The following is a 6290-nucleotide window of genomic DNA, read 5'->3' as shown; positions in this document are numbered from 1 at the left end:
GCCGTCCGCCGCCGCCAGACCGCGCGCCGCCTCGTCCAGGGCCGAGGCCGCCCGCCGCGCGATCGCGCCGGGATCTGTCTGCGCCCCGGCCACGGGGGCCAGGGCGGCGAGCATCAGGGCCAGGACGACGGCACGCGGGATCATCGGACGATCAGGCTCTTTCCGGTCATCTCCTCCGGCTGCTCCAGCCCCATGAGCTCAAGCAGCGTCGGCGCGAGGTCGGCGAGCCGCCCGTCCGCCAGCCGCGCGCCCTCGGGGCCGCCGAACAGCGCCACGGGCACCGGGTTGGTCGTGTGGCTGGTGTGGGGTCCGCCCGTCTCGGGGTCGACCATGGTCTCGCAGTTGCCGTGGTCGGCGGTGACGATCATCGCGCCCCCCGCCTTCTCCAGCGCCTCGACCACCCGCGCGAGCCCCGCGTCCACGGCGGTGCAGGCGGCGATGGCGGCCTCCAGGCTGCCGGTGTGGCCCACCATGTCGGGGTTGGCGTAGTTGCAGACGATCAGGTCGAACGGCCGCTCGATCGCCTCGACGAAGCGGTCGGTGACCTCGACCGAGGACATCTCGGGCTTCAGGTCGTAGGTCGCGACATCGGGCGATTTCGGCATCGCCCGCTCCTCGCCCTCGTAGGGCGTCTCCTTGCCGCCGTTCAGGAAGAAGGTGACGTGGGGATACTTCTCGGTCTCCGCCAGTCGGAACTGCGAGCGGCCGTGCTTCGCCACCCATTCGCCTATCGTGTTGGCGATGACCTGCTTGGGGAAGACGGTCTCCCAGACCGCGTTGTGATCGGTGGAGTAGTCGACCATCCCGAGCCGCGCGGCGAGCTTCGGCCGCGCGCCCCGGTCGAACCCGTCGAAGTCCTCGAAGCCGATGGCCGCCAGGATCTCCCGCGCCCGGTCTGCGCGGAAGTTGAGGCAGAAGAACCCGTCGCCCTCCTTCATGCCGGAATAGCCGCCGACGACGGTGGCCGGGATGAACTCGTCGGTCCTGTCGGCGGCATAGGCCGCCTCGACGGCCGCCGTTGGGCTTTCGGCCCCGGCCTTGCCCTGACCGCGCACCATGGCGTCGTAGGCCTGTTCGACCCGGTCCCACCGGTTGTCGCGATCCATGGCGAAATAGCGCCCGATCACGGTGGCGATCTCCACCCCCTCGGGCAGCTTCGCCTCCAGCGTCTCGAAATAACCGGCGGCCGATTTCGGCGCCACGTCCCGCCCGTCGGTGATGCCGTGGACCACCACCGGCACCCCTGCCCCGGCGATCACCCGCGCCGCCGCGGCGATGTGGTCGAGATGTCCGTGCACCCCGCCGTCCGACACGACGCCCATCAGGTGCGCGGTGCCACCGCTGTCCTGCAGCGCCTCGATGAAGGCGCAGAGCGGCGCCTTCGCCGCGAAGGAGCCGTCCTCGATGGCGAGGTCGATCATCCCGAGATCCATCGCCACCACCCGGCCCGCGCCGATGTTGGTGTGCCCGACCTCGGAATTGCCCATCTGCCCGGTCGGCAGCCCCACGTCGGGGCCGTGGGTCGTGAGCGTGGCATGGGGACATTCGGCCATGATCCGGTCGAAGGTCGGCGTCTCGGCCAGGGCGGGCGCATTGGCGGAGGTGTCGGGGTTGATGCCCCAGCCATCGAGGATGCAAAGGACGACGGGTTTCGGAACTCTCATGGCGCACCTCTTCGCGTTTGCGCCTCGGTCTAGCGCGGATCGCCCGGGATTTCGACCGCCGAATTGCGGCGCTCTCCGCGCGGCGCCATCCTGCGCGAACCGCTTCCGCCGGAGGCGTCCGCAGGCCGATCCTGGTCCCGCCCCCACCGCAGGAGCCCATTTTTCTCGAGAAAAATGGGTCGGTTTCCTCAAGGAAACCGGAACGGTGCCAGCACCGACATAGCGCCCCAAGGCCGGAGGCTGGCCCGGGGGGCCCCATTTTCCTCGAGGAAAATGGTCCGGTTTCCTCGAGGAAACCGGTCCCGCGCGAAGGGCGAAGGTCAGGCGCGGTGATAGGGCGTCCCGGCAAGGATCGAGGCGGCGCGGTAGAGCTGTTCGGCGAGCATCGCGCGCACCAGCATGTGCGGCCAGACCATCGCGCCGAAGGACAGCGCCGCATCGGCGCGGGCGCGCAAAGCGGGGTCCAGGCCGTCGGCGCCGCCGATCAGGAAGGCCGCGTCCTGCCGCCCCTGGTCGCGCCAGCGGGCGAGAAGCGCGGCGAAGTCGGGCGAGGACATCTCCTGCCCCCGCTCGTCCAGCACGCAGGTGAGCGCCCCGGTGGGCACCGCCCGCAGAAGGAGTTCCGCCTCGGCAGCCATCCCGCCGCCCTTGCGGTCCTCGACCTCGTGCAGGACGGCGGGGCCGAGCGACACGCCCCGGCCGACCTTGCCGAGCCGGGCAAGATAGTCCTCGGTCAGATCCTTCTCCGCCCCCGCGCGGGCGCGGCCGACGGCGCAGACGTGCAGTCTCATGGCGGGCCGGTCAGACCGCGGTCAGACCGGCACGGCGCCCTTCTGGTCGGCGGGCGAGAGCCACATCTTCTCCAACTGGTAGAACTCGCGCACCTCGGGACGGAAGACGTGGACGATCACGTCGCCCGTGTCGATCAGCACCCAGTCGCCGGTATCCTTGCCCTCGACCTTGCTGGCGCGGCCGAAGTCCTGCTTCAGGTGATCCACCAGATTCTGGGCAATCGCCGTCACCTGCCGCGAGGAGCGCCCCGAGCAGATGACCATGTAATCCCCCATCTCGGACTTGCCGCGCAGATCGACCGTCACGACCTCTTCGGCCTTTTCGTCGTCCAGCGATGTCAGGATGTGGTCAAGCAGTTGCTCGCTTGAGAGCGTGGGAACCGCGGAACTCATGCCGGGGTTCCGGGCAGCCTTGGCATGGGCTGCGTCATGGGACAGAGACAGGACATCGTCCTCCTTCGTGGCGCGCCGGGAGGCTCCGGCGCAGAGCGTGCACACAACATAGCATCGCGGCCCCGCAATCTCAATGGCGCCCCTGCCGATCGGCGGAACGCGCGAACCGCGAGCCGCTAGGGAACCCGCGGACGCGTTTCGGCGTTGCGCATCGGCAACGATCGTATTGGAGAATACCACCATGGGCCTCGGCGGACTCGGAGGATTGATCGTCCTCGTGCTTGATATCTGGGCGCTCGTTTCGATTTTCGGGTCCCGGGAGACGACGGGAACCAAGGTCCTGTGGATCCTTCTCGTTCTCATCCTTCCGGTGATCGGTTTCATCATCTGGTTCTTCGCGGGCCCGCGCAGCGCAGCCGCCTGATCCGGGCGGCGGGACGGGGCGCGACGGAACCCTCGCCCGGACCTCTCGCGGGGCCCGCGCGTCGGGTCGGCAGGGAGGCCCCGCCATGACGCCGGAATGGAAGATCTGGTGGAGGGCCTCGTGGTCCGTATTCCAGGGCATGCACGAGCTGAACCTCGGCCTGATCTCGGCCGGTGTCGCCTTCTATGGCATGCTGGCGATCTTCCCCGGGGTGGCGGCGCTGATCGCGCTCTGGGGCGTGTTCGCGGATCCTCTGATCGTCGACAACCAGCTGCAACTCCTGCGCAATTTCGTGCCCGAGGATGCCTTCGACATCCTCGACACCCAGATCAACCAGCTGATCCTGACGACCTCCAGCGCCCTCGGCTGGACGACGGCGATCTCGACCACGGCCGCGCTCTGGTCGTCGCGCGCCGGGGTGGCGGCGCTGATCCGGGGCCTGAACGCGATCTACCGGGTCAGCAACCGCAACAGCATGCGCCAGACGGTCGTGGCCGTCGGCGTCACGCTGTCGCTGGTCGGGGTCGCGCTGGTCGCGCTCGGCTCGGTCGTCGTGGCGCCGATCGTGCTGGTCTTCCTGCCGCTCGGCCCCCTGACCCAGCTGGCGCTGTCGGCCGCGCGCTGGAGCATCGTCGTCGCGGTGGTGCTGGCGGGTCTCGCGATGATCTACCGCTACGGGCCGAACCGGCGCGGCCAGCGCCCTGGATGGCTGACGCCGGGCGCGGTGGTGGCGGTGGTCATCTGGGTGTCGGTGTCCTGGGGCTTCTCGCTCTACCTGACCAACTTCGGGAAATACAACGAGATCTACGGCGCGCTCGGCGCGGTGATCGCGCTGATGATGTGGCTCTATCTCAGCGCCTTCGTCGTGCTGCTGGGCGCTTTCCTGAACGCCGAACTGGACCGCGCCCGACGGGCTGCCCGGATGGGGCGCAAGACCATCGGCCGCCCCCCGGTGGACCCGCTGGCCCCCGCACCGTCGGCGGAGGTTTCCGACGCGGAAACGTCCGGCGACGACGAGCCGGAGGCCGATGGACGTGACGGAGATCCGGAGGCGGCGCAGGCGGACGAGGAGCGCACGGAGGATGCACCTCCGAGCGGCGCGGGGGACGGCGTCGAACCCGGCGCGGCAACGGCCGACGGGTCAGATCAGCGGGCGCCTCTTTAGATCGTCGGTCTCGCACTGCGCGATGGCGGCCAGTTCCTCCAGCTTCATCACGTGCAGCTTGCCGTCGTGCCAGGACATCGTCTGACGCTCGCGCAGCTTCGCGATGGTCTTGTTCGTGTGGACCAGCGACAGCCCAAGGGCATCGGCCAGGTCCTGCTGGCGGTACGGCAGCGGCATCGTCTGACCCGACGTCATGCCAAGCGACTTGCCGCGCGCGAAGATGCGCACCATCGCCCAGGCGATGCGCTCGATCGCCGTGCGCTGGCCGATCGTGGCCAGCGCATCGCCCAGGAAATGCTCTTCCGTCGCCGCCACCCAGGTCAGATCGAAGGCCCGGGACGGGTGGCTCTTGAACAGCGACCAGATGTCGTTGCGGCTGAAGACGCAGAGCGTCATGCGCGTCGTGGCCTCGACCGAATGCTGCATCTCGCCCATGATGCCGGCCTGCATCCCGAGGAAATCGCCGGGAAAAACGAAATTCACCACCTGGCGGCGCCCGTCCTCCAGCGTCTTGTAGCGCAACCCCATGCCCGACAGGGCGGTGAAGAGCTGCGGCGAGTTCGAGCCGTCCATCAGCAGTTGCGAGCCCGCCTCGACCGAAAGCTCGCCGGTCTTGAACCGCGTCATGAAGGCGACCTCGTCATCCGTGAGCGGGTCGAAGACCTTCAACTTTCTCAGGGGACAGTTCTCGCACTTCGTCGCCATCCAAAACTCCGCGGGTATGTCATAGATTAATGCACCGATGCGGGATTTGATCCATACCTTCTGCAACTGAAGAAGGTTGATTCAAGATATGACCCCCGAAGTGCCTCGGCACTCTGGTGATCGTTCGGTTCTCATCTTCGAACCACAGTTCGTCATCGCCAACGATCTTGCCGAGAGCCTTTGCGAAATCCAGAGCGACCTCGACATCGTGGTCGTCACATCGAAGGAACAGGCCGGGGCCGTGCTGGACGCCCACGGCCCCTTCTTCATGGCCATCGTTCCGCAGAACCTGGTGAAGCAGGACGACCGGAACCTGCTCGCGCGGATGCGTGCGGCGATTCCGCATGTGGTGCTGCATGGCGACGACGCGCCGGAGGATCAACTCGACGCGCTGCCCTTCCTCGAGGCGCCATTCACCTCCGAGACCGTGCACCGGATGTTCCGGCGGGTCACTTCCGTCTGAGACCCTGCCCGGCCGCGATGCCGCTGAGGAAGGCGCTGACGAGGGTCGTCGGCTGCGCGACCGGCGGGGGCGGATGCCTGTAGCGCGGCGGCCGCAGGCCGATGGCGAGCACGATCAGGCCGATCCCGACGAACACGAGGCCAAGCACCAGTGCGGCGTAGAAGATGCCGAGCACGCTGGCGAGATAGATCCAGGCGGCGAGCGTCAGGAAGGCCGCACCGACCAGCATGAGAAGGCCCGCGACGGTCCCGAAGACCGCCCTGCGGGCCGCCCGGCGCAGGGCGTGCTGCACCGGGAAGAGGAAGTACTGAAGCATCGTCTCAGCGACGGGAGCCGAGGAGTCCGATCAGGAAGCCGATGCCCGCCGCGATGCCGAGCGCGGTGCCGGGGTTCGTGCGCACGTAGGTCTCGGCCTCGGTCAGGCTGTCGCGGGCCTGGCGCTGGAGATAGGCGACCTGGTCCTCGCCCGCCTCGCGCGCCGCAGCGGCCTTTTCCCGTGCCGTGCGGGCGAAATCGCTGCCGCTCGACTTGCCGAGGTCGGTGATCGTCTTGGTCAGCGAACCGATGTCGGCCTTCAGCTGCTCGATCTGGCGCGCAAGGTCTTCGGTGGTCTGTTCTTTGATGGTGGCCATGTCATTCCCTCCAAGGGTCGAAACGTCTGGTGCTGCAACGCAGAAATGCCCGG

The 6290-nt window shown here is 68.2% G+C and carries 9 protein-coding genes; 3 read left to right on the top strand and 6 right to left on the bottom strand.

The annotated features are described in order from the left end of the window. Positions 1-140: 140 nt before the first annotated feature. The 3 genes from gpmI to rsfS all read right to left on the bottom strand — a co-directional run bounded on the left by gpmI (position 141) and on the right by rsfS (position 2953). On the bottom strand, positions 141-1664 hold the full coding sequence (gpmI, locus tag A7B20_RS19265; RefSeq protein ID WP_102110220.1) for a 2,3-bisphosphoglycerate-independent phosphoglycerate mutase: 1524 nt from the start codon (positions 1662-1664) through the stop codon (positions 141-143). A 320-nt stretch (positions 1665-1984) separates the two neighbouring features. Continuing rightward, complete coding sequence (rlmH, locus tag A7B20_RS19260) at positions 1985-2455, bottom strand: 23S rRNA (pseudouridine(1915)-N(3))-methyltransferase RlmH (protein ID WP_102110219.1); 471 nt, start codon at positions 2453-2455, stop codon at positions 1985-1987. 21 nt (positions 2456-2476) lie between these two features. After that, the gene (gene rsfS, locus A7B20_RS19255) at positions 2477-2953 is read right to left on the bottom strand and encodes a ribosome silencing factor (RefSeq protein WP_425437187.1); all 477 of its coding nucleotides are present in this window, start codon (positions 2951-2953) and stop codon (positions 2477-2479) included. A 136-nt stretch (positions 2954-3089) separates the two neighbouring features. Here rsfS and A7B20_RS19250 point away from each other — a divergent pair, with 136 nt between their 5' ends. Beyond that, on the top strand, positions 3090-3272 hold the full coding sequence (locus A7B20_RS19250; RefSeq protein ID WP_102110217.1) for a PLDc N-terminal domain-containing protein: 183 nt from the start codon (positions 3090-3092) through the stop codon (positions 3270-3272). Between the two features lie 85 nt (positions 3273-3357). Next, the gene (locus tag A7B20_RS19245; RefSeq protein WP_216641225.1) at positions 3358-4437 is read left to right on the top strand and encodes a YihY/virulence factor BrkB family protein; all 1080 of its coding nucleotides are present in this window, start codon (positions 3358-3360) and stop codon (positions 4435-4437) included. Here the strand turns inward: A7B20_RS19245 and A7B20_RS19240 are convergent. Next, complete coding sequence (locus tag A7B20_RS19240) at positions 4414-5142, bottom strand: Crp/Fnr family transcriptional regulator (RefSeq protein WP_102110216.1); 729 nt, start codon at positions 5140-5142, stop codon at positions 4414-4416. The two genes, A7B20_RS19245 and A7B20_RS19240, sit on opposite strands and share 24 nt — an antisense overlap. Before the next feature lie 88 nt (positions 5143-5230). Between A7B20_RS19240 and A7B20_RS19235 the strand changes: the two genes are divergently transcribed. Continuing rightward, on the top strand, positions 5231-5605 hold the full coding sequence (locus A7B20_RS19235) for a hypothetical protein (RefSeq protein WP_102110215.1): 375 nt from the start codon (positions 5231-5233) through the stop codon (positions 5603-5605). Here A7B20_RS19235 and A7B20_RS19230 read toward each other — a convergent pair. Continuing rightward, positions 5592-5921 (bottom strand): phage holin family protein, encoded by a 330-nt coding sequence (locus A7B20_RS19230; protein ID WP_102110214.1) that lies wholly within the window; start codon positions 5919-5921, stop codon positions 5592-5594. The genes A7B20_RS19235 and A7B20_RS19230 overlap by 14 nt on opposite strands. A gap of 4 nt (positions 5922-5925) precedes the next feature. After that, a complete protein-coding gene (locus A7B20_RS19225) occupies positions 5926-6237 on the bottom strand; it encodes an ElaB/YgaM/YqjD family protein (RefSeq protein WP_102110213.1) in 312 nt (103 codons plus the stop codon). Positions 6238-6290 lie beyond the last annotated feature (53 nt).

Source organism: Oceaniglobus roseus, from assembly GCF_002869745.1.
Lineage (GTDB): Bacteria > Pseudomonadota > Alphaproteobacteria > Rhodobacterales > Rhodobacteraceae > Oceaniglobus > Oceaniglobus roseus.
The sequence above is the reverse complement of the archived record's forward strand: the minus strand, read 5'-3'. Positions and strand labels throughout refer to the sequence as shown.

Coding starts and splice junctions, on each gene's coding strand:
- rlmH (WP_102110219.1), bottom strand. CDS start 2,455: ATGAGACTGCACGTCTGCGCCGTCGGCCGCGCCCGCGCGGGGGCGGAG.
- A7B20_RS19230 (WP_102110214.1), bottom strand. CDS start 5,921: ATGCTTCAGTACTTCCTCTTCCCGGTGCAGCACGCCCTGCGCCGGGCG.
- A7B20_RS19225 (WP_102110213.1), bottom strand. CDS start 6,237: ATGGCCACCATCAAAGAACAGACCACCGAAGACCTTGCGCGCCAGATC.
- A7B20_RS19240 (WP_102110216.1), bottom strand. CDS start 5,142: ATGGCGACGAAGTGCGAGAACTGTCCCCTGAGAAAGTTGAAGGTCTTC.
- gpmI (WP_102110220.1), bottom strand. CDS start 1,664: ATGAGAGTTCCGAAACCCGTCGTCCTTTGCATCCTCGATGGCTGGGGC.
- A7B20_RS19235 (WP_102110215.1), top strand. CDS start 5,231: ATGACCCCCGAAGTGCCTCGGCACTCTGGTGATCGTTCGGTTCTCATC.
- A7B20_RS19245 (WP_216641225.1), top strand. CDS start 3,358: ATGACGCCGGAATGGAAGATCTGGTGGAGGGCCTCGTGGTCCGTATTC.
- A7B20_RS19250 (WP_102110217.1), top strand. CDS start 3,090: ATGGGCCTCGGCGGACTCGGAGGATTGATCGTCCTCGTGCTTGATATC.